The sequence below is a fragment of the Streptomyces sp. NPDC042371 genome, assembly GCF_056437465.1.
Genome location: NZ_JBWKAP010000014.1, coordinates 59,949 through 78,246, shown reverse-complemented (window position 1 = coordinate 78,246; position 18,298 = coordinate 59,949). Strand labels below are relative to the sequence as shown.

At 72.9% G+C, this 18,298-nt stretch carries 13 protein-coding genes and 1 pseudogene; 2 read left to right on the top strand and 12 right to left on the bottom strand.

Going from position 1 to position 18,298, the window contains the following annotated elements:
• Positions 1 to 20: 20 nt before the first annotated feature.
• Both AC068B_RS33750 and AC068B_RS33745 read left to right on the top strand, forming a co-directional pair.
• Positions 21 to 1,445: pseudogene (locus AC068B_RS33750) on the top strand (alpha-amylase); the annotation flags it as partial.
• Positions 1,446 to 1,765: 320 nt separating this feature from the next.
• Complete coding sequence (locus tag AC068B_RS33745; RefSeq protein WP_478675344.1) at positions 1,766 to 2,125, top strand: hypothetical protein; 360 nt, start codon at positions 1,766 to 1,768, stop codon at positions 2,123 to 2,125.
• Here AC068B_RS33745 and AC068B_RS33740 read toward each other — a convergent pair.
• The 12 genes from AC068B_RS33740 to AC068B_RS33685 are packed head-to-tail and all read right to left on the bottom strand — an operon-like array spanning position 2,073 to position 18,291.
• A complete protein-coding gene (locus tag AC068B_RS33740; protein WP_478675343.1) occupies positions 2,073 to 3,044 on the bottom strand; it encodes an SDR family oxidoreductase in 972 nt (323 codons plus the stop codon). The two genes, AC068B_RS33745 and AC068B_RS33740, sit on opposite strands and share 53 nt — an antisense overlap.
• A gap of 53 nt (positions 3,045 to 3,097) precedes the next feature.
• Entirely contained in the window at positions 3,098 to 4,147 is a 1,050-nt protein-coding gene (locus AC068B_RS33735; protein WP_478675342.1) for an ROK family protein, read from the bottom strand.
• Entirely contained in the window at positions 4,128 to 4,526 is a 399-nt protein-coding gene (locus AC068B_RS33730) for a cupin domain-containing protein (protein WP_478675341.1), read from the bottom strand. Before AC068B_RS33730 ends, AC068B_RS33735 begins: the two co-directional genes overlap by 20 nt.
• On the bottom strand, positions 4,519 to 5,703 hold the full coding sequence (locus AC068B_RS33725) for a sedoheptulose 7-phosphate cyclase (protein WP_478675340.1): 1,185 nt from the start codon (positions 5,701 to 5,703) through the stop codon (positions 4,519 to 4,521). Before AC068B_RS33725 ends, AC068B_RS33730 begins: the two co-directional genes overlap by 8 nt.
• Positions 5,681 to 7,870, bottom strand: a complete 2,190-nt coding sequence (gene malQ / locus AC068B_RS33720; protein ID WP_478675339.1) for a 4-alpha-glucanotransferase — start codon at positions 7,868 to 7,870, stop codon at positions 5,681 to 5,683. The genes AC068B_RS33725 and malQ overlap by 23 nt, the downstream gene beginning before the upstream one ends.
• Entirely contained in the window at positions 7,867 to 10,953 is a 3,087-nt protein-coding gene (locus AC068B_RS33715; RefSeq protein ID WP_478675338.1) for a Cof-type HAD-IIB family hydrolase, read from the bottom strand. The genes malQ and AC068B_RS33715 overlap by 4 nt, the downstream gene beginning before the upstream one ends.
• Before the next feature lie 15 nt (positions 10,954 to 10,968).
• Positions 10,969 to 11,895 (bottom strand): carbohydrate kinase family protein, encoded by a 927-nt coding sequence (locus AC068B_RS33710; RefSeq protein ID WP_478675337.1) that lies wholly within the window; start codon positions 11,893 to 11,895, stop codon positions 10,969 to 10,971.
• Positions 11,892 to 13,061, bottom strand: a complete 1,170-nt coding sequence (locus AC068B_RS33705; RefSeq protein WP_478675336.1) for a sugar phosphate nucleotidyltransferase — start codon at positions 13,059 to 13,061, stop codon at positions 11,892 to 11,894. The genes AC068B_RS33710 and AC068B_RS33705 overlap by 4 nt, the downstream gene beginning before the upstream one ends.
• A complete protein-coding gene (locus AC068B_RS33700) occupies positions 13,054 to 15,195 on the bottom strand; it encodes a glycosyltransferase (RefSeq protein ID WP_478675335.1) in 2,142 nt (713 codons plus the stop codon). The genes AC068B_RS33705 and AC068B_RS33700 overlap by 8 nt, the downstream gene beginning before the upstream one ends.
• The gene (locus tag AC068B_RS33695) at positions 15,195 to 16,664 is read right to left on the bottom strand and encodes a hypothetical protein (RefSeq protein WP_478675334.1); all 1,470 of its coding nucleotides are present in this window, start codon (positions 16,662 to 16,664) and stop codon (positions 15,195 to 15,197) included. The genes AC068B_RS33700 and AC068B_RS33695 overlap by 1 nt, the downstream gene beginning before the upstream one ends.
• 5 nt (positions 16,665 to 16,669) lie before the next feature.
• Positions 16,670 to 17,482 carry an ABC transporter permease gene (locus AC068B_RS33690; RefSeq protein ID WP_478675333.1) on the bottom strand — a complete coding sequence of 271 codons (813 nt, stop codon included), beginning with the start codon at positions 17,480 to 17,482 and terminating at the stop codon, positions 16,670 to 16,672.
• Positions 17,479 to 18,291, bottom strand: coding sequence for an ABC transporter permease (locus AC068B_RS33685; protein ID WP_478675332.1), 813 nt, complete (start codon positions 18,289 to 18,291; stop codon positions 17,479 to 17,481). Before AC068B_RS33685 ends, AC068B_RS33690 begins: the two co-directional genes overlap by 4 nt.
• Between the last annotated feature and the right edge of the window lie 7 nt (positions 18,292 to 18,298).

The following is an 18,298-nucleotide window of genomic DNA, read 5'->3' as shown; positions in this document are numbered from 1 at the left end:
CCCCACGTAGGAGGCTTTCGATGCACGGCCGTATATCGAGATCCCGCAGGATCGCCGTCATGGGTGCCGCGCTGGCGGCCGGTGCGGCGGGCAGTCTCTCGCTCGGAGCCCAGCAGCCGAGCGAGGCGGCGCCCGTCGCGAAGAGCCGGACGGCGGCCGCCGAGAAGGACGTCACCGCGGTGATGTTCGAGTGGAACTTCGACTCCATCGCCAAGGCGTGCACGGACACGCTCGGCCCGGCCGGTTACGGATACGTCCAGACCTCACCCCCACAGGAGCGTCTGGCGGGCCCGTCGTGGTGGACCGCCTACCAGCCGGTCAGCTACAAGATCGCCTCCCGGCTCGGCGACCGCGCGTCGTTCAAGAAGATGGTGGGCACCTGCCACGACGCGGGCGTCAAGGTCGTCGCCGACACAGTCATCAACCACATGACCAACGGCCAGGGCACAGGATCCGGCGGCACGCAGTTCACCAAGTACGACTACCCCGGCACCTACGGGGACGCCGACATGGACAACTGCAAGAAGGAGATCCAGGACTACACCAAGCGGGAGGAGAGCCAGAACTGCGAACTCGGCGGCCTCGCCGACCTGGACACCGGTGAGGAGCACGTTCGCAAGACCATCGCCGGATACATGAACGACCTCCTTGCTCTCGGCGTCGACGGCTTCCGCATCGATGCGGCCAAGCACATGCCCGAGGACGACCTGAAGGCGATCAAGTCGCAGCTGAGCGACCCGAACGCGTACTGGAAGCAGGAGACGCTGCCCGGTCCTGGCGAGGAGGTCCAGCCCGGCGAGTACCTCGGCACCGGCCACGTACAGGAGTTCAACTACGCGTATGCCCTCAAGGGCGCCTTCGAAGGCGGCAGCCTCGCCGGACTGAAGAACATCGCCGACGGCAAGCTGCCCTCGGAGTCCGCGGCCGTCTTCGTCGCCAACCACGACACCGAGCGCCAGGGCAACGTCCTCACCTACAAGCAGGGCGCCCCCTACACCTTGGCGCACGTCTTCGAGCTGGCCTTCCCGTACGGCTCCCCGGACGTCCACTCCGGGTACGCGTTCAACGGCAAGGACGACGGCCCGCCCGCCGACGGCAAGGCGGACTGCTCCAGCGACGCATGGGTGTGCCAGCACGCGCAGCCGAAGATCGCGAGCATGGTCGCCTTCCGCAACTCCGCGGGCGGCGCCGAGGTCACCGACTGGTGGGACAACGGCGGCAACGCCATCGCCTTCGGCCGTGGCGACAAGGCCTTCGTCGCCATCAATTCGGGTGACGGCGAGCTGAAGGAGACGTTTCAGACGTCGCTGCCCGCGGGCGAGTACTGCGATGTCCAGTCCGGCAAGCCCGTGACCGTCGACGGTGACGGCCGACTGGCGGCGGCCGTCGCCGCGAAGAGCGCGGTCGCCGTACACGTGGGTGCCAAGAGCTGTTCGGGCGCCACGAACTGACCCTCCGCCACGTCATGCCGACGCCGCCCCGCGCTCTTGCCCGCGCGGGGCGGCGTTCGTCTGCGCCTGCATATGCCTCTACCAAATGCGCGGTGATGAGGGTACGCTGAGTAACAGTCCGTGGTCTGTTGTTGCTGTTAGCGCTGTGATGACCTTCCGGCGACCTCTCGGGCCCGGAGTGGGTCCTTACGCCAGCGGCTGCTCTCAGTGGGGCTCTGCCTCCGCTTCACAGCACCGCGTGAAGGACCGCCCGGCGGGCCCCACTTCCACCGCTGTCCCTCCTTTCCACGGCGCATCAAGGCATCGGACCTGCCATGCGCGACTACTTCGCAGACGATCTTCTCCTCATCATGCCCAACACCAACAGCCCCGGCGTGCGCCTGTCCGGCGAGGTCGTGAGCACCCATCGCGGGCCACTGGCCCTCGCCCTGACCGACCAGACCCAGGCCCACGGCAAGTCCCAGTCCCAGTCCCAGGCCGACGACATCCTTCTCGACCTGACCGGCGTCCGCTACCTGGCCAACAGCGGCCTCGAAACCCTCGTCGCCTTCGCCTGCCACCTGCAGCCCCCGCAGTGCCTGGTGGTGCGCGCCACCGCCGAACTCGGCCTGCGGGACCGGATCACCGCCCGTGGCTGGGACCGGATCGAGACCCTGCGCCTTGAGGACGCCTGACGCTTCGCGGGAACGCGGCGGCCAGGTCGCGTGCCCCGTCCCGCACCCCGCGTACGGGCACGGCGCACGTGGCAGGCAGCTGCGGCAGCAACTCGCTGACCAGGCAAGCGTTCTGGGGCCGCGACGCATAACGGCTGCGGGCCTTGGGGACCGGCACGACCAGCCCGGCCGGGGCGCCGAGAGCCTCGGCGATCACCTCGGCCCACTCGGCGCGGGTGACCCGGTCGGGGCCGCCCAGGTGCAGGACCGGGGGCAGCGGGTCCGTACCGGTGAGGAGCGCGGTCACGACCTCGGCCACGTCGTCCACATGGACCGGCGTGGTCCAGTGGTCGTCGGGCGCCTCGACGCGTGCGCCGTCGGCCAGCCGGTGGGCGCAGGCGGCGAAGAAGTTGAGCCACTTGCCCGCGTCGACGGACTCATGGCCGTAGACGAGGCTGACCCGCAGACAGACCGCATGCGGGGCCCGCGCGAGCAGCAGGCGCTCGGCGTGCCGCTTGGCGCGGCCGTAGGCGTTGGCGGGGGAGACGGGGGTGTGCTCCGTGTTGTGCCACGCGTGACCGTCGAAGACGTTGTCCGTGGAGATCATGACGAGGCGCGAAGTGCAGTCGGCCGCGGCGAAGTTGGCCGCGACGGCGGCGTGCGCCGCGTCGGCCTCCTCGGGGTGCTCCTCGCACCAGGTGACGTCGGAGGGGCCGTGCACCAGCACGATCCGCTCCGGCCGCAACCGCGACAGGAGGCGGCCGCAGGCCTCGGCGTCGGTGGCGTCGAGCGCGGACCAGCGGGCGCCGTACTCCTCGGGCGCCGACGTCGGCCTGGTGCGCGAGACGAGGGTGACGGCATCTCCTGCCCGCGCGAGGCGCCGGGCGATACCGGTCCCGACGAAGCCGCTGCCGACGATGAGGGTACGGGTGGTGGTCATCCGGGGCCTGTCTGTGGGGATGGGGATCGGATTCGGTCGGGCGGCCGGTGGCGTCACACGGTCGGCTGTCCTGCCGCGGACGCGGCCCTGCTGGTCAGGAGGCGGCCCGCGCCGATCAGGCCGTGGTCGTCGTCGGGGGCGCCGAGGGACACCAGGGCGTCGACGCGGTCCGCGGTGAGCCCGAAGCACCCTTGGCGAACCAACTCCTCGACCAGCAGCGCCCGGTAGCGCTCCCCGACCGCCAGCGCGAAACCGCCCATCAGGATGAACCGGCACACGCCGATCGAGGTGAAGACGGCCGAGACGGCCTGCGCGAGCGGTACGAGCGTGCCGCGGAGCACCCCCGTGGCGAACGGGTCGCCCTCCCCGATCGCCTTGGCAAGGGCCGGATTCCCGATCCCCTCGGGCCGGTCGCCCCCGCAGAGCGCGGCGAGGCGGGACGCGGCGAACCCGGCAGGATCCGCGGCCGCCGCACGCCGGGCCGCCGCGAGCACGCCGCGCCCGGAGGCGACCGCGCCCAGATGCCCGCGGCCCCCGCAGTCGCACAGCGGCGCGTCGGGCGAGGGATCGCAGACCCAGTGCCCGAGTTCACCGCCGTGGCCCGCGGGGTCGACGAGCACGTCACCGCCGCGGAAGACCTTGTTGCCGATGCCCGAGCTGACCGTGAGGAGACAGAACGGCTCGGGCTCCGTGGCGGCGTACCGCCAGGCCGCCGCAGTGAGGTCGTTGACGACGGCGACCGGCGCACCGATCCGCTCGCTCAATCGCGCGCCGAGGGGCAGTGGTGCGCCGCGCCGCCCCCACACCGTCGGCGCCGCGACGACCAGCCCCTCCGCGGTCACCGGCCCGGCGAAGGCGATCCCGACCGCGCGCGGGGCCGAACCCGTCCCGGCGCCGTGCCGGGCGACCTCCCGCACGATCTGCTCCACCACCCGTTCCTGGAGCTCCGGCACCGGGGCGTCCGGATGGAGGGCCATGCCCTCGACCGGGACGCGGCGCACGCGGGAGAGGCGGCCGGAAGCGGGGGCGTAACTCGCCACCCGCAGCGTGGTTCCGCCCACGTCGAGCACGGTGAAGGGCCGGTCAGTGTCCGTCGTGGTCATGGACTGCCTCCTCGAAGACCAGCAGGTGCAGATCCGTGGCGTCGGAGTCGTTGAGCAGGCCGTGCTCGCCGTGGGGCCGGTTGACGACGACGTCGCCCGTGGCCACCCGGAACTCCTCCCCGTCGAGGAACATCAGTCCGCTCCCGGCGAGCACGATGTACGTCTCGCGGTCCGCGCCGTGCCGGTGCCTGCCGATGGACGTGCCGGGCGGCAGGACGGCCAGGTCGATGAACTCGGCACCGGGAGCGCCCGCCTCGCGGGTGAAGACGCGGTGCGCGAGGATGGCGCCGATGCCGCCGTGGTCGTGCTCCTTGGCGGTCAGCAGATCCCGTACGTTGACCGGGCGCCCGCGGCCCGTCTCCGCCGTGTCCTCAGCCATCGCGCCGCACCGCCCGGTCCGCCAGCGCGTCCAGAGCCGCCCGCAGCGTCTCCGTCGGCAGGTGCTCCAGCTCGTCGACGAAGGCCGCCTTGCCGAGCGCGGTCGGCACGACCAGGTGCAGCTTGCGGCCACGGCGCTGCCACGACGCGCGCAGAGCCTGCGTCATCAGCTCGGGCGTGCAGGTGGCGGGGTCGTACACGGGGAGCCCGATCCGTTCGAGCAGGGTCACGATTCGCTCGCAGGTCTCCGTGTCCGTGAGGCCGAGGAGGCGCGCGAGGTGCGCGGAGAGTGCCATGTCGACGGCGACCGCCTCGCCGTGGGCCAGGCGGTGGCCGCCCGCCGTCTCGATCACCGGGCTGAAGGTGTGCCCGAAGTCGACGAGCCGGGCGAGCTCGTGCTCGCGCAGGTTCGGGCAGAGCTCCTCCATCATCAGCCGCATCGCGGTACGGATGACGTACGTCTCCACGTCGGCGCCACCTGTGCCGGACGCGGTGCGGCGGAACGCGTCCGGGTGCCGCTCCAGCGTCCTGAACAGGTCGCCGTCGAGGATCACCGCCATCTTCACGATCTCGGCGAGGCCGCAGCGGATCTCGCGCGCGGGCAGGGTGTCCAGGAGCGCCGGGTCGTTGAGCGAGGCGTGGGCGGGGTGGTAGGCGCCGAACATGTTCTTGGTGTGCAGGGCGTTGACGCCGGTCTTGACGCCGACGCCGACGTCGACCTGTCCCACCAGGCTGGTGTTGACCTTGATGTAGCGGATGCCGCGGGCGTACATGGACGCGGCGAAGCCGACGATGTCCGCGACGATGCCGCCGCCCACCGCGAGCATCACCCCGTGCCGGTCCAGGCCCGCCGCCTTGGCCGTCGCGCAGACCTCCTCCACCGAGGTGAGCGACTTGTTGTGCTCCCCGGTGGCGATGGTGTGCACGCTCCAACTGCCCGGCTCCAGGCGGGCGGTGAGGTAGCGGCGTATCTGTTCCCCGTAGATCCGGTCCACCGTCGGGCCGATGAAGGCCACCACGCGGCGCCCCGCCACGTACTCCGCGAGCAGCGGGTTGTCCGGGTGGAAGACCCCGCCCGTGACGTCGACGCGGTAGCCGGTGCCGTCCGGTGCGAGCAGGTCGAAGCCGCCGGAGTCCTCACGGACCCCCTCGGCCTCAGCAAGAACCTGGCCTGCCATGTCTCTCCTTGGTTTCGTTCGCGTTCTCGTGCACGTTCTTGGTGTCGTTCGTGTGGTGCTCGTTCGGGTGCTGGGGCCGGGGCGCGAAGACGTCCGCCAGGGTCCGCAGCAGCGCGGACCCGGGGAGCTCCTCCAGCGGGACCGGGCGGCCCTGCGCATCCGCCACCGGCAGCCGCCAGTTGGGGTGCACCGTGGCGGTGCCCGGCAGGTTCTGCGGGCGGCGGTCGCCGGTCGCGTCAGGCAGCCAGACGCCGAGCATCCGGGCCGGCGTGCGCCGCAGGAACTGGTGCAGGGCGGCGACCTCGCCGTCCGGGTCGGGCAGCAGCCCCAGCCGGGTCAGCTCGGCGAGCCAGCCGTCGCGTTCCGCGGCGGCCGCCGCCTTCTCCTCGGCCTCGGGCCGGGTCAGCAGCCCGAGCCGGGCCCGCAGGTCCACGTGTTCGCCGGAGAGCCAGGCCGCCGTCGTGGGCAGGTCGTGGGTCGTGAGCGTGGCCAGACACTCCGCCCGCCACTGGTCGGGCGGCAGCGGGCCGTGCCGTCCCGCGGAGCCGCCCAGGTACTCGAAGCGCTGCACGGACGTGCCGAGCATGCCGCGCCCGGCGAGCTCCTCGCGCATGCCGTCCTCGACGGTGCCGAGATCCTCGCCGATCACGCCCGCGCCCGCGCGGTACGCCTCCAGCGCGAGCACCCCGAGCATCGCGTCCCGGTCGTACCCGACGTACGTGCCCTCGGCGGGTGGGCGCCCCTCCGGCACCCACCACAGCCGGGATAGCCCCATCACGTGGTCGACGCGCAGGGCCCCGGCGTGCCGCAGCCCGGACCGCAGCAGCTCGGCGAAGGGCCGGTAGCCCTCGGCGGCCAGGGCGTCCGGCCGCCACGGGGGCTGGCCCCAGTCCTGGCCCCGCCGGTTGAAGTCGTCCGGCGGCGCGCCCACGCTCATGCCCGCGGCCAGACAGCGCTGCAGGGCCCAGGCGTCCGCGCCCTCGGGCGCGACGCCGACCGCCAGGTCGTGGACGAGCCCGACCCGCATCCCGGCACCGACCGCCGCGGCCTGTGCGGCCGCCAGCTGCTCGTCGGTGATCCAGGCAAGCCACCGGTGGTGGTCGACGGCCCCGGCGAGCTCCTCCCGGGCCCGCGACACGGCGGGGGAGCGGGGGTCGCGCAGCTCGGCCGGCCAGGACCGCCACGCCCCGCCGTGCACGTCGGCGAGCGCGCACCACGTGGCGTGGTCCGTGAGGCCCTGCCCCTCCCGCTCGACGAACGCGGCGAAGGCGGCGGCCCGTCCCGGCGACAGCGGCACGTCGTGCACGGCGCGCAACGCCCGGTGCTTGAGGTCGCGCACGGCCTCGCGGTCGATGAGTGAACTCCCGTCCAGGACAGCGTCGTTCAGCTGTCGGGCGCGGGCGACGAGGTGGTCCACGGCGGGGCGCGCCGCCGGGTCCAGATACGCGTACTCGGGCACCGCCTCCACGCGTACGTGCATCGGGTCGGCGAAGCGCCGCGAGCTCGGCCGGTACGGGGAGGGATCGGGCAGCGGGCCCGGCTCCACGGCGTGCAGCGGTCCGAGCTGGACGAACCCGGCGCCCAGGGCCCGCCCCGACCAGGAGGCGAGTTCGGCCAGGTCGCCGAGGTCGCCCATGCCCCAGGAGCGGCGCGAGAGCACGGAGTAGAGCTGGATCAGGAAGCCCCAGGTGCGGTCCGCGGGGGCGGGGAGGCGGTCGGGCACGGCGAGCAGCGGTGCGTGCGCGTGCCGTCCGTCGGGGGTGCGGACGTGGAGGGTGTGGTGGCCGGGCGGGAGTGCGGGTGCGAGGGCGGTGGTGGCGCCGGACTCCAACTGGACGTGGGTGTCGGTGTGGAGGGGGAGGTGGAGGGCGGGGAGCGGGGGGCCGTCGTTCGGCGCACCGTCGCCGGGCACCCGTATCACCACACACGGCGGCAGCAACCTCCCCGCCCGCTCCTGCCGGTGGGCCTCCAGGGCGGCGTGTGCCGTCGTCTCCGTCGACGCGTCCACGCCGCATGCCGCGAGGACGGCGACCAGCGTGTCCGGGGAGACGTCCACGCGGTGGCCCCGGTCGGTGGTGTAGGCGGTGGCCACGGCGTGGGCGTGGGCGAGTGCGGTGAGCGTGTCCGTCGGGCGAGGGCCGCTCGCCCTAAGGGAGTTCCCCGTCATGCGAGAGCCCCCCGTCGTCCCGGGGAAGTGGTCGGCGCCGGGGCGAAGAGCCGTTCCAGGACGACGGCGACGCCGTCCTCATCGTTGCTCGGCGCGATCTCGTCGGCCATGGCGCGCAGCTCGGGATGGGCGTTGGCGACGGCCACCCCGTGGCCCGCCCAGGCGAGGAGCGGGACGTCGTTGGGCATGTCGCCGAACGCCACGGTGTCGGCGGCAGTGAACCCCAGGAGCCGGGCGGCCCGGGCGACCCCCGCGCCCTTGGTGACGCCGGGCGGCAGCACCTCCACCATGCCCTTCACGGAGTGCACGACGGACACGTCGTCGCCGCACAACCTCCGCGTGACGGTGGCCAGTTCGTCCTCCGGAACCTCCGGATGGTGCAGGACCAGTTTGTCGACGGGCCCGGACCACAGCCGCGCACGGTCGGCCGTCACGTCCCATCCGTGGCGGACCCGCTCGCCGAAGCGCGGCGTCACCTTGAAGCGGCTCTCGGGCGGCGCGGTGACGACCCCGAGTTCCAGCGTGCCGAGCACCTCCTCGACCCGCGCGACCACCGACCGGGCCAGTTCGAGGTCCAGCCGTGCGGAGTCGAGGAGGCGGTCCGCGCCCGCGTCGTACAGCTGGGCGCCCTGCCCGCACACCGCGATGCCCCGGTAGCCGAGCGCGGTGAGGAACTCCTTGCAGGCGGCGGCGGGCCGCCCGGTGACGACGAGGTGGTGCGCGCCCGCCCCGGTGGCCAGGGCGATGGCCCGGCGGGTGCGGTCCGACACGGTCAGGTCGCCGCGCAGCAGCGTGCCGTCGAGGTCGGTGGCGACGACCCGGTACGGCGGGGACGCCGCCCCGGCGACCGGTACCGCGTCCCAGGCGACCCGCCCCGAGCGCAGGGTCACCATGACGACGAGCTCCCGTCCCACGGGCGGCCCGTCGAGGGTCCCGTGGAACGTGCCGTCGTCCCCCGGCCGCAGCGCCAGGAACCCGGCCCCGCTCCCGATGGGCACGGCCTCGTCCGAGGCAACGGCCTCGGCGGCGGACTCCAACACCCCTGACCGGGCCGCCCCCGCCGACTCCACGACCACCTCCACGCGCTCGGCCCCCGCATGGACGTACTCGACCCGCCACCGGCGGCCGTCGTCCCCCTCGCCGTCCGGGTCCGGGCCCCGGGTCAGGCGGCAGCGGGCCGCCAGCCGTGCCGCCCAGTCGTCGCGGCCCGCGAGCGCCACGAGATCGGCGCACCGCGCGAAGTCCGCGCGTGCGTAGGCCGCTTCGAAGAGCCGTTCCAGCGCGGGAGCGTCCAGTGGGGCACACCGTGCGTACGCTGCCGCGTCGCCCCGTTCGGCCGCCGCCCGGGCGATCCGCTCGCCGTGGCGCGCGAAGTCCGTGTCGTCCAGCGCGTCGAACCAGCCGTACGCGATGGCCTCCTCGACGGGGCGGGGGAGCCGTTCGCCGCGCAGCAGCGTGCCGAACGCGGCCAGGCGCAGCTCCGCGCTGCGCGACCAGGTGAACTGCCGGGCGAGACGGCGGGAGTTGGCCGACAGGCGGTCGTACGTGGCGGGGTCGTCGCGGAAGACCGCGGCGGCCTGTCGGATGCGCGCGGCCAGTTCGCGTGCGAGCACGGGGTCGTCGTCGCGGAACGAGCCGCACACGGAGAACCCCGTCGCCGCCGGGTCGTCGAGCGGCCGCGCGTGCCCGAAGTGGCCGGTGACCCGCTGGTCGGTGGCGATCGGTACCGCCCCGCACGCCATCGCCTCGGCCTGGGCGATGAGGAAGCCGTCCAGCTCGTACTTGGAGGGGTTGACGCAGAAGTCGGCGCAGGCGGCCTGCTCGAAGAGGGTGTCCTCGTCGGCGAGCCGCCAGTCCAGATGGACCTGGCCGGGGTGGCGGTCGGCGACGCTCTGGAAGTAGGCGTTCGCCACCGTCGCGGCCGACTCGCCGCCCCCACCCGTCGAGCAGCGGATGACGAAGCCGATGTCCGGGTCGGCGGCGAGGACCTCCTCCACCGCGCGCATCAGCTCCAGCTGGCCCTTGTGGTGCACGGCGTAGCGGGCCGCGTGGAAGAAGACGGGGTGCGCGGGGTCGAGGCCGAGGCCCCGCAGGACCGTGGCGCGGTCCACGCTCCCCGGATCCCGGCCGAGCCAGCCGTCGGCGACGCCGCAGCCGCCCATCAGGAGCTTGTCCGGATGGGCGCGGAGCTCGCGGGCGACCGGAAGCGTCTCGAAGAGCGCCTCGAAGGGGGTGCCTTCGAAGGTGCTGTAGTAGGCGCGCTGGCCGGGCGAGACGAAGTCGACGAGGTCCGCGTGGGTGGCGACCAGGGGGAAGACGCTCACGTGGTCGGGGCGGCGTTCCTGGTGCATCCGCGTGCCCGCGAGGGCCCGCGCGACCGTGGCCGCCGCGCTGTCCTCCGGCGGCAGCGGGCCGTCGAGCGCGTCGAGGTCGATGCCCGAGTCGGCCCCGAGGAGCGCGAGGAGACGCTCCACCTGGGGCCGGTAGACCTGCTGCCCGACCGGCGCGTTGGCCGCGACCGTGCTCACGGTGCGGTGCCGCGGGTCGGCGGCGAGCACCGGCGGCAGCAGGTAGTGGTAGTACGGCTCGAAACCGTGGACGATCGCGGGCTCCGGTCCCGCGGCGTCGGAGACCGGCCCTGACCGGATGAAGCGCAGCCCGTCCACCTGGAAGACCAGCGGCTTGAAGTACGCCAGGTCCCGGCCCTCCATACCGGGCGGCGGATAGAGCCGGTCGGGCAGCAGGTCCAGATACGCGTTGGACAGGAAGTACACGTCCACGCCGTCGAGGCGGAGCCGGTGGGCGCGGGTGGTCAGCTCGACGTCGACCTCGGCCGGGTGGTCCGGCCACACCTTGGGGTCGAGGACGAGCGGCACCACGTGGTCGGCGCGGTAGTCGAGCTCCTCGACAGGGAACGTCTCCCGGAGCCGGTCGAGATGGCCGTGGGCCGGGGTGATCACGGACACGCGGTGACCGCGCGCCGCGTACTCCCGGGACAGGTTCCAGACCAGCGGTGAGAGACCGCCCCGCATCAGCCGGTTGTCGAAACCGCCGCACTCGTACGAGAAGTTGATGATGTGCACGTGCGTGCCGCTCCCTCAGCCTGCGGCCGCGGCGCTCGCGCGTGCGCACGCGCCCCGCAGCCCCGGCAGGTCGATGAACTCGGTGTGGGTGCCCGCGCTCCCGCAGGCGAAGGCCCCGGAAACGGACCCGGCAAGCACGCACTCCGCCACCGGTCGCCCCTCGAAGAGGGAGTGCAGGAACGCGGTGACGAAGGCGTCGCCCGCGCCGTTGCTGTCGACCACGGGCCGCTCAGGACGCACCGCCGGGAAGTGCCGCACCTCCGTGTCGCCGCGCTCCAGGACGTGGCAGCCGTCCGCGCCGTCCGTCGCGACGACGATGCGTGCCCTGCCGTCGTCGATGACCGAGTGCAGCACCTCGTCCAGCCGGTCGTGGATCGCAGCCGCGCTGAGGAAGACGTGGTCGGATGCGAGGGCGTACGTGCGGTGGTGCGGGTTGCGCCCGTCCCAGTCGTGCAGGTCCGTCGAACAGGTCACGCCGAGCCTGCGGATGTCGTCGTACATGTCGCGGTTGGTGCCGGTGATGGAGAGGTGGACGTGCCGGGCGCGTTCCAGGTGCGGCAGGTAGAAGTCGCGCGGCAGCCGCAGGTCCGCGGGGTGCCGCCCGTCGTAGAAGGAGAAGCGGCGGCCCTGCGGGTCGACCAGGTTGACGCCGCGCGGGGTGCCGTGCGGCGAGACCACATGGCTGAAGTCCAGGCCGCGGGTGGCGTACGCGTCGAGGACCGAGCGGCCCTGCGCGTCGTCCCCGAGGAAGTCGATGAACTTGGTGGACAGGCCGAGGGCGTGCCAGCCGAGCGCGACCCCGTTGCCGGTGTGCGCCACGTAGTCGTACACGGGCGGCACGAACACCGAGTCACCGGGCGGCAGGCGCAGCGCGTCGACACGCACGATGGTGTCCACCCCGGCGCCGCCGACCACCAGGACGTCGTACTGCGGCTCACTCATGCGCGTACTCCCTCTGTCTTCCGGCCGCCGGATGCCGTCTGCCGGATGTCCGTCTGCTGGATGCGCCCGTCCTCCAGGACGACCGCCGAGTCGATGTCGGCGCCCGCGGGGACGCGGGCGCCGGGCAGCACCACGCTGCGCCGCACCCGGGCGCCCGCGCCGACGCGCACGCCGGGAAAGAGCACGCTGTCCTCCACCCGGCCGTCGTTGACCAGGTCCGAAGGCACCACCGACGAGCGCACCCCGAAGTGGTCCGCCACCCAGGCGCGCCGCACCTGCGGAGCCACGGTCCACGGCATGCGGCCGACGGGCAGCCCGGCCGTGGGAGAGGCGGCGAGGGCGAGGTGCGCGCGGTGGTAGCGCTCGACGGTGCCGATGTCCTCCCAGTGCCCCGCGACCTCGTGGCCGCGGATGTGCTCGCCCGCCGCGAGCATCGCGGGGATCACGTCCCTGCTGATGTCGTGCTGCCAGCCGCTGCCGTCGAGCAACTCCAGATACCGGTGCAGGACGGCCGCGTCGAAGACGCAGAAGGCCGCGAACACCAGGTCGCTGGTGGCGACGTCCGGCTTCTCCACGAACGCGGTGAGCCGCCCCCGCGGATCGAACTCGACCATGCCGAACAGGTGCACCCAGCGCGGGTCGATCCGCTGGTACGCCAGGGTGAGCGCCGCGCCCGAGGCGCGGTGGGCGTCGATCAGCGGCCGGTAGTCGAAGCGGTAGACGTGGTCGGCGTGCAGGACGAGGACGTGCTCCGGGTCGCGACGGCCGCTCTCGCCCCCGAAGACGTACCCGCTCTTGCGGATCAGTGCGTCTGCCGTGCCGCGCTCCAACGGCCAGGTACGGGTGGGCAGTTCCGCCGGGAGCCCGGCACCGGCCGTGGCGTACGCGGTGTCGTACGGGCCGAAGTGCACCCGGAAGTCCGGCCCCTGGTTCCACACCCGGTGCAGGTCGTCCATCAGCTGCCGCTCCTCGTACTGGGAGAGGAGCAGCACCTCGCCGAGGCCCGAGGACCGCGCGTTGGCGAGGCTGAAGTCGATGAGGCGGCAGGCCCCACCGTACGGCACCAGCGGCTTGAGCCGCCCCGTCCCGAGCGGCCCCATGCGTCGGCCTTCGCCGCCCGCGAGCAGCACCGTGCGGACCGTTCCCGTCACGTCCGGCTCAGCCATGGTGCACCTCGTCCCACGTGACGCGCCCGGAGGACAGGGTCAGGAGCAGCCGGGCCCCGGGCTCGTCGGGCGCCGGGCCGCTGAACTCGCCCGGGGCGGTGCGCTCCAGGAGGTGTACGGAGGGAAGGGCGCGGCCGTCCGTGCCGGTTTCGGAGGGGGTGACCAGCTCGACGCGCTCCGCGTGCGGGAGCCGGTAGACGATCCGGCCGTCCTCGCCCACGCGGCAGCGACCGCGCAGCCGGTCCACTTCCTGCGCCCGCACGACACCGTCCGGCGCCCGGTCGACGACCTGCTCGCAGGCGGCGAAGTCGGCCCGCAGCCAGGCGGTGTCGAAGATCCGGCGGGCGGCATCGGCGTCGGCCTCTGCGCTCAGGGGTGCGTGGCGCTCGTAGACGTCCACGGCGCCGTGCGCGATCGCCGCCTCCTTGACCTCTTCCGCCTCCGCACCCTCCAGTTGCTCGAACCAGCCGTGCCGCAGGGCGAGTTGGACCGGTGGTTCGGCGGGCTCGCCCCGCCAGAGGCGGCCGAAGGCGGCCAGGTGCAGGTCCGCGCAGCGCTCCCAGGTGAAGGCGCGTGCGACGGCGGAAGCACGGGCCGACAGCTCCCGGTAGCGGTCCCGCTCCTCGGTCCACAGCGTCACCGCCTCCCGGATCCGGCCGGTGAGCGCCGCGGTGAGCAGGTCGTCGTCCTCGGCGAAGGACCGGTTCACGGCGAATCCGGTGCCCGTCGCGGGGCCATCGGCATGCCGGAAGTGCGCCATGCCCTCCTGGTCGGTGGCGATCGGCACGGCGCCGCACACCATCGCCTCGCCCTGCGCGATCAGGAAGGTGTCCATCTCGAACTTGGAGGGGAAGAGACAGAAGTCGGAGCTGGCCGCGTACGCGAACACTCGCCGCTCGTCGACCCGCTCCCACTCCAGGTGCAGTCGGCCCGCGTGCCGTCGCGCGACCTCGTGGAAGTAGGGGTCGTCGATGCCCTCCCCGGCGATGCAGCGCAGCACGAAGTTGGCGGCGAGCCCCTCGCTCAGCACCCGGTCCACGGCCCGCACCAGCTCCACCTGTCCCTTGTGGTGGACCGCGTAGCGCGCGTTGTGGAAGAAGGTCGGCAGGGCGGGATCGAGGCCGAGGCCGCCGAGCACGTCCGCCCGGTCGACGTCGGCCGGGTCCCTGGCGAGCCACTCGTCGGAGATCGCGCAGCCGCCCACGAACATCTTGTGCGCGTTGCGCCGCACGACGTCCGCGATCGGGAGGCGCTCGAAGAGCTCGGCGAACGGGGTGTCGCGGAACGAGGCGTAGAAGTCCAGCTGACCGGGGGAGAGGAAGTCGATCAGGCCGGAGTGCTCGGCGGTGAGCTCGTAGAGCGCGATGTGGTCGGGCGGGTAGGTGTAGTGGAGGTGGGTGAGCTGCTGGTACTGCAGGACGGCCGCCGGATACGCGCCTTCCTCGCCCTCCGTCCCAGTCGGCAACTCGACCTTGGCGTCGAGGAGTTCGAGGAGCCGCCGGACCTTCGGCCCGTACACCTTCTTCGCGATCGGCATATTGCTCTGCACGGTGCTGACAACCAGTTTCGTCGGGTCGTCGCGCAGCGCGGCAGGCAGCAGATAGTGGTAGTACGGCTCGTGCGCGTGCACGATCGCCCGCTCCTCGCCGAACCAGCCGCGCAGGAACCGCACACTGTCGGCCTGGAAGACCAGCGGCTTGAAGAAGACCAGGTCACGGCCCTTGGCGGAGTACGGCGGATAGAACGTGGTCGGCAGCCGGTCGAGGTAGTCGTTGGAGAGGAAGTACAGGTCGACGCCGTCAAGGCGGATGCGGTGCGCCGTCGTGCGCAGCTCGATCGCGGCCTCGGCCGGGAAGCCCCGCCAGACCTGCGGGTCCAGGACGAGGGGCAGGGTGTACGTGTCCTCGTACGGCAGGTCCTCCACGTCGTAGCGCGACCGCAGGTCGTCCAGCCTGCCGTGCGCCGGTGTGACGATGGAGACCCGGTGGCCGCGCGCGGCGAAGGCCCGCGAGAGGTTCCACAGGTACACCGAGGTGCCGCCCTGCAAGAAGGTGTGGTCGAATCCGCAGCACTCGAAGTAGGTCTCGATGATGTGCATGCGGGGCTCGACCGGTACGCCGGTCTCGGGGGTCATCACGGCCTCACGTCCTCGGGTTCGCGGTGGGCGCCGCTGCCGCCTTCGCCGAGCCGCAGGGCGTGGCGCAGGTCGATCGCGGCGTGGTAGGGGCGCGTGTGCGCGTGGTTGTAGGCGAGTTCGTGGAGCAGTCGGCGCAGATAGAGCAGCCGCCGCAGCGGTCCGCCGGACGCGGGGCCGAGGAGGAGCGCGCGCACGCGCTCCCGCCAGTGGTCGGCGACCGCGAACACCTGCCGCAGCTCGTCCTGTTGGGCCGGGGGCAGGTGGGGCGCGCCGTCGAGGGAACCGAGCATCGTCTCCAGGGATTCGACCCCCAGTCGACCGGCCGCCTCGAACGCGGCCTCGTCCGCCGCGAAGTACTCGAGGCCCCGCTGCAGCGCGACGACATCCTCCAGCGGCGACTGCGCGGCCCAGCCCGGTGCGGTGGGAGCGGTGCTCGGGGTGGAGAGGTCGATCAGGGCCGGTGGGCGCCACAGCAGATGCGACAGATGCAGATCGCCGTGGCAGGGTCCGCCCGTCCAGGAGGCGCCCGGACGCCCCAACTCGGCATGCAGAGACGCCACTTCCGCCTCCATGGCGCGGAACGCCCGCCGCACGGCCCGGCCGGGCAGCGCAGGGTCGGCGGTGGTGCGGCCGTGCAGCTCGGCGAGCCGGTCCTCGGTCTGCGCGAGTCGTTCACCGGCCGGATAGGCGGGCTGCGGCGTGCCGTCGCCGAGGCGCTCGGCCAGGTCGGTGTGGAAGCCGCGCAGGAAGCGCCCGGCCTCGCGCAACTGCACTTCCAGAGGCCGCAGATGGCGCCGCGCCACCGTCTCCGGCGACGCGTCCTTGAGGAGGCGGGACAGGGCGGGCCACAGGGACCGCAGGTTCTGCCGCAGCGGTACGTCGATGCCCTCGCCGGGCGCGTAGCGGTAGACGACGCCCAGGGGGTGGCGGGTGCCGGAGGCAGGGTCGGTGTACGCGTAGTCTCCCGTCCACTCCGGGGTGCGTCCCGTGCCGTTCATCAGTCGGAGCAGGTCGGGCTCCCGCACGCCGTCGTCGAGGCAGCGGTAGGTCTTGTGGATGTGCGGCACGCCGCCGATCTCCATCAGGGACAGGGCGTTGGACGACCAGCCCCGCTCGAAGGGGAGCCGCCGCACCTCGGGTGCGGCACCGCCCGCGCTCCGGAACTCCACCGCGCCGCCCTGCGCCGTCCGCAGCGTCCCGCCCGCCAGCGTCCGCAGCACCGCGGCCGTGTGGAACTCGTCCATGGCGTGGGCCTCCCTCGGTCCCTCCCGCCCGCCCCGCAGGTCCACCGGCACGAAGAACCGCCTGCCCGACGCGGGACCGCCGACCGCCGCCACGACGAGCAGCAGCGCCGCGGAGCCGAGCTCGGCGTGGTCGACGCGCGCATACCGGTCGGCCTTGCGTCCGTCCTCGGACATCCACGGTGCCGTGCGCAGCAGCGCGTCCAGCCCCTCGTCGCGGATCACGGGCCTCAACTCCCTGTCATTTCGTACGTGTTGATGCCGCGCCGCCACACGGCGAGGGCCAGCAGCAGCGACAGGGCCGTCACCACGGGCAGCCACCCCAGGAGCCCCGTCCCGCCGGAGAGCAGATAGACGCACGGGACGTACGACGTGAAGGCGAACGGCAGCGCCCAGGTCAGCAGCGCACGCAGCGACGCGTGGTAGATGTCGAGGGGGTACGCCGCGAACTCCGAGACCTGGCTCGCCGCGTACATCGCGGGCAGGCTCGTCACCGTCCAGAACGAGAGCGACGCGAAGAACAGCTTCACCGCCGTGTGGATCAGCGCCCCGCAGAGCACGAGCAGCGGGGCGAGCGCCCACTGCGTGGCCGTGAGGTCAAGGTCGAGCGACGTGCCCGCGTACGTCACGAGGACGGCGCCGACGACGAGCTCACCGAGCGCGTCGGGATGGAAGAAGCGCTCGGACAGCAGCGAGAAGAGCGGATTCACCGGGCGGATCAGATAGCGATAGAACTCGCCGCGCTGCACCAGCTTGCGGCCGAGCTCCCACAGCTGGTCGGTGAAGAGGTGGTCGAGGCCGCGCGGCAGAAGCGAGAAGCCGAGCAGGAACAGCACCTCTTGGTAGGACCAGCCGCCCACCGCGGGCACCTGCCGGAAGACCAGGCCCACCACCGCGGTCTGGATGCCGACCCGCACCAGGAAGGCCCCGGCGCCGAGCGCGAAGTCGAGGCGGTAGGCGGCGAGCCGGTGCAGGCCGACGCCGCCGAGGAACCAGGAGAGCCTGACGTACCAGAGGGCTGTGCCGAGGCGTGTGCGCGTCATCCGCCGAGCACCTCCAGGCGCCCGAGCGCGGCCCGCCACAGCACCGCGCACAGCACGGTGAGGCCGACGGCCCAGCCCACTTGCTGGGCCAGCACGGCGACGGCCCCGCCCACCCCCTCGTACCTCCCGAGGAGCAGCGTGAGCGGACCGTCGACCATCCCGCTGAAGGGCAGCGCACGGGCGACCGCGGCCAGCGGGCCCGGCATCAGCGCGATCGGCACCAGCTGACCGGCGAAGAAGGCGACGACGCTCTGCTTCACCATCCGCACGCCCCACGTGTTGGTGGTGATGAAGCCGGTCATGCCGGTCAGCAGATTCACACAGAACGCGATGAGCACCGACAGCGCCGTCGACACCGCGAACAGCAGGGCGTCGCCGGGGCGGGGCGCGGTCAGCGGCACCAGGAACGAGAAGAACACCAGCACCGGCACACCGACCAGGACGGCGTTGGCCGCGACGACCGGCAGGCACGCGAAGAGCCGCACCAGCGGATAGCTGACCGGCCGCACCAGCATCACGGCGACGTCCCCGCGGTAGACCTCGGCGGCCACCTCGTCGTCGACCCGGTTGGCGTGCAGGACCTGCAGCACCTGGGCGACCAGCAGATACGTGGTGATGCCCGCCGTGGTGAAACCGCCGGGACCCGTGCCGCCCGGGGAGTCCGCGTACACGGCACGCCACAGGAAGACGGTGACCGCGGCGCCCGCGGCGGCGGTGACGCCCGTGACGACGAACATCGAGCGGTACTGGAGCAGCGACTGGAGGCCGCCGGTGGCGAAGGGGACGTACCGCCCCACGCGCGTCTTCATGTCCAGG

What these genes read in the sequence shown, in the direction of transcription:
- AC068B_RS33730 (WP_478675341.1), bottom strand. Translation starts at nt 4,526, where the DNA reads ATGGCTGAGGACACGGCGGAGACGGGCCGCGGGCGCCCGGTCAACGTA.
- malQ (WP_478675339.1), bottom strand. Translation starts at nt 7,870, where the DNA reads ATGACGGGGAACTCCCTTAGGGCGAGCGGCCCTCGCCCGACGGACACG.
- AC068B_RS33700 (WP_478675335.1), bottom strand. Translation starts at nt 15,195, where the DNA reads ATGACCCCCGAGACCGGCGTACCGGTCGAGCCCCGCATGCACATCATC.
- AC068B_RS33710 (WP_478675337.1), bottom strand. Translation starts at nt 11,895, where the DNA reads ATGAGTGAGCCGCAGTACGACGTCCTGGTGGTCGGCGGCGCCGGGGTG.
- AC068B_RS33685 (WP_478675332.1), bottom strand. Translation starts at nt 18,291, where the DNA reads ATGAAGACGCGCGTGGGGCGGTACGTCCCCTTCGCCACCGGCGGCCTC.
- AC068B_RS33735 (WP_478675342.1), bottom strand. Translation starts at nt 4,147, where the DNA reads ATGACCACGACGGACACTGACCGGCCCTTCACCGTGCTCGACGTGGGC.
- AC068B_RS33745 (WP_478675344.1), top strand. Translation starts at nt 1,766, where the DNA reads ATGCGCGACTACTTCGCAGACGATCTTCTCCTCATCATGCCCAACACC.
- AC068B_RS33725 (WP_478675340.1), bottom strand. Translation starts at nt 5,703, where the DNA reads ATGGCAGGCCAGGTTCTTGCTGAGGCCGAGGGGGTCCGTGAGGACTCC.
- AC068B_RS33740 (WP_478675343.1), bottom strand. Translation starts at nt 3,044, where the DNA reads ATGACCACCACCCGTACCCTCATCGTCGGCAGCGGCTTCGTCGGGACC.
- AC068B_RS33690 (WP_478675333.1), bottom strand. Translation starts at nt 17,482, where the DNA reads ATGACGCGCACACGCCTCGGCACAGCCCTCTGGTACGTCAGGCTCTCC.
- AC068B_RS33705 (WP_478675336.1), bottom strand. Translation starts at nt 13,061, where the DNA reads ATGGCTGAGCCGGACGTGACGGGAACGGTCCGCACGGTGCTGCTCGCG.